This window comes from Plectonema radiosum NIES-515, from assembly GCF_025753815.1.
Lineage (GTDB): Bacteria > Cyanobacteriota > Cyanobacteriia > Cyanobacteriales > Nostocaceae > Hassallia > Hassallia radiosum_A.
The window spans coordinates 1-3,014 of record NZ_JAOWRF010000227.1 but is presented as its reverse complement, the minus strand read 5'-3'; the positions used below and the strand labels follow the sequence as shown (position 1 = coordinate 3,014).

Sequence of the window (3,014 nt, the reverse complement as noted above, 5' to 3'; positions counted from 1 at the left end):
GGGGAGATAGGAAGAAAGAATTGTCCCCTTGATCACGCAGTCCCCCTTGATCACGCAGTCCCCCTTGTCCCCTTGTCCCCCTTGTCCCCTTGATTACGCAGTCCCCTTGTCCTCCAATGCCCCATTCTTTGATTCAAGCATTACCGCTCATAAAAACCTAGACAAAGCTACCAAAAGATAGCTATACCTAGACAAATATGTTTGTAACCTTAGTCTAAGCGTCCTAAAATCACAGGGATAAACGGCTAGCCCTCTATCCCCTCAAAACATTGGGGATTACTTTTTTTACTCTCGTTAAGCCTATGGATTCAACTGTTTGAGTTGTCTTGGCTGGCAAAAATAGATAAAGTACTGCTTACCATCCGATTTCACGGCGGCTTTATCTATTCTCAGAATATCAGATTGCTCGATGAGCGAGCAAACACTACCCATTTTTGGGAAGTAATGTTTATATGTGGCTAGCAATTAAGTTACAGTTGCATACCCATGACCAAAGTCATCAATACGTTAGAAATCTCATTTAAAGGTACAATTAAATCTACATTGCCAGTTTGAATCGCAGCAGAGGGCATTCCAAAAAATTCGGCGGTTTTTTTGTCTTGAGCAATGACAGTACCGCCCATTTTTTTGATATATCCTACCCCGATTGAGCCATCGTTGCCGGTGCCAGACAATACGAGTGCGATCGCTCGTTGTTTGTAGTTAAGAGCAACTGATTCAAATAACAGATCCGCACAAGGACGCAAAAAACGTACCGACTCCGCATAGGATAAAGAAACTGTGCCTTCATTAACTAACAAGTGGCGATCGGGTGGACTAATGTAAACTGTTCCTGGAGCGAGGTTGTCTCCTTCTTCTGCTTGCTTCACCTTCAGGGCAGTCTTCCGGTTGAGAATTTCTGCCATCACCGAAGGATACCTAGCGCTAAGATGTTGCACTATAGCGATCGCAGCCGAAAATGTTGCCGGCAAGGTAGATAGTATCTCGCTGACAGCATTCAGCCCACCAGCCGAAGCAGCCACAGCTACAATATCAAAAGCAGTGTCATTCAATTGAGGTGAATAGTTATTGGCATTGTCAGCCATCTGCTTCATCATATTGCAGTTGTGACTCAAGGATGCACGTAAGTTAGTTACTACTAGCTTAGATGACTTGCCGATTTAGTATCATCTACAAAAAGCTATACAATCGGGATTCGGGCATGGGAAATGGTTAATAGACATCTGTTGGAAAAGAATGTAGAGACGTTAAATTTAACGTCTCTTGGGGTTTGGGCAACGCATAGTTCATTTCTGGAGATGTCTAATAGACATCTCCGAAAAACAATGTAGAGACTTCGTGTTTCTCTGAAAAACAATGTAGAGACGCGAAATTTCGCGTCTCTACAAAGGTTGTAGACAATGCATAATTAATTTCTGGAGATGTCTAATGGGTAATAGAAAATGGGGAATGGGAATAGACATCTCCAGAGTCATACGTAGAGACCTAGCAATGCTAGGTCTCTACAAGCTAGCTTATGTCTCTTGGGTTGGGGCAACGCATAATAAGCATAGCGGTCGATATCTAATCGTAATAATTCTGGTTCAAGCTTTTAAGCGTCCCGATTACCAATTACCCATTGCCCTATTCCTAACTCAGTCCTCATTTTCTAATAATTGCTTTGCCTTGATCAGTTGCCGCTGATGTTCTTCACTGACGGTGGGATATCTCAGATTAAGTTCTTTTAATTTGCTACAGATGATGTCGGCAACTACTAGACGTGTAAACCATTTGCGATCGGCAGGAATAATATACCAAGGTGCTAATTCAGTACTGGTATGATTAAAAATGTCTTCATAAGCTTGCATATAATCATCCCAAAACGCTCTTTCAATCACATCACTTGCAGAGAACTTCCACTTTTTTTCCGGCGTTTCAATCCGTGCAAAAAAGCGCTTTTTCTGTTCTGATTTAGAAAGATTCAAAAAAAACTTAAGAATGATTATTCCATTGTTTACCAAATATTTTTCAAAATTATTGATTTCCTCAAAGCGCTGCATCCATATTCGATTATCTTCAGGAATTTGGGGAATTTGTTGCTTTTTCAGTAGTTCTGGATGCACGCGAACCACTAAAGTTTCCTCATAATATGAACGGTTGAATATCCCCACTCTACCCCGTTCTGGCAAAGCTTTCATACTGCGCCAAAGATAATCGTGGTCAAGTTCTTCCGTACTCGGTTCTTTGAAACTGAATACTTGACATCCTTGGGGATTAACACCAGACATCACATGTTTAATAGTGCTATCTTTCCCAGCTGCATCCATTGCTTGAAAGATAATCAGCAACGCATAGGTGTTTTGAGCATAAAGAATATTTTGGTATTTTGCTAGTCGTTCAACGTCTGCCTGCAATTTTATTTCCGCCTCAGCTTTTTCCTGATAATCATCTTTATAAGCTGGATTGTAGTCTTTTGGGAAAGAAATCTTTGCTCCTGGTGGAACTATAAAAGCGTCATGATTCATAAGTCATAAATTTAACATTTATAATGCTAAGTACAAAATTCCCGAAGTTCATAGCGAGATTTATGAGCATTGACTCTATGTTACTCTGCGCTTACCGAGAACGTCCTTCTGCGTTTCAAAACCCTACGAATTAATGAAATACTGTACTACAATACTATGTTTGACTGTTGTTTTGCTTTAATTCCAAATTAAAAATAATACTTCAAAAAAATTAATTTTTCTTTAATTCCCCCTTGTCTCCCTTGTCTCCCTTGTCCTTATTTCCTAGGACGCATTGCTTCTCAACCGAGCAGAAACATCCCCGTTAAATCCAAGTTGACAAACCAAATATATTGATACCAGTATTGCCGAATGGGAGTGGGGCAGGGGGCACAGGGGCACAGGAGCACAGGAGGCAGGGGGGACAAGGGGACTTTTTGAAGAGGGGAAAGGGGTAAAGGGTAAGAAAATGCTTTTCGGGGTGTTTAATAACTCTTCTTACAAACGTCAACGGGACGGAAACCGACCCCG

Annotated in this window: 2 protein-coding genes; both read right to left on the bottom strand. The window is 41.2% G+C overall.

From position 1 onward, the window contains the following. Nucleotides 1-470: 470 nt before the first annotated feature. The gene (locus OGM63_RS15350; RefSeq protein WP_263746458.1) at nt 471-1,097 is read right to left on the bottom strand and encodes a chemotaxis protein CheB; all 627 of its coding nucleotides are present in this window, start codon (nt 1,095-1,097) and stop codon (nt 471-473) included. A 537-nt stretch (nt 1,098-1,634) separates the two neighbouring features. Further along, nucleotides 1,635-2,504, bottom strand: a complete 870-nt coding sequence (locus tag OGM63_RS15345; protein WP_263746457.1) for a polyphosphate kinase 2 family protein — start codon at nt 2,502-2,504, stop codon at nt 1,635-1,637. Nucleotides 2,505-3,014 lie beyond the last annotated feature (510 nt).

Bases quoted from the DNA above. Each gene is read 5' to 3' on its own strand.
- OGM63_RS15350 (WP_263746458.1), bottom strand. From the start codon at position 1,097: ATGATGAAGCAGATGGCTGACAATGCCAATAACTATTCACCTCAATTG.
- OGM63_RS15345 (WP_263746457.1), bottom strand. From the start codon at position 2,504: ATGAATCATGACGCTTTTATAGTTCCACCAGGAGCAAAGATTTCTTTC.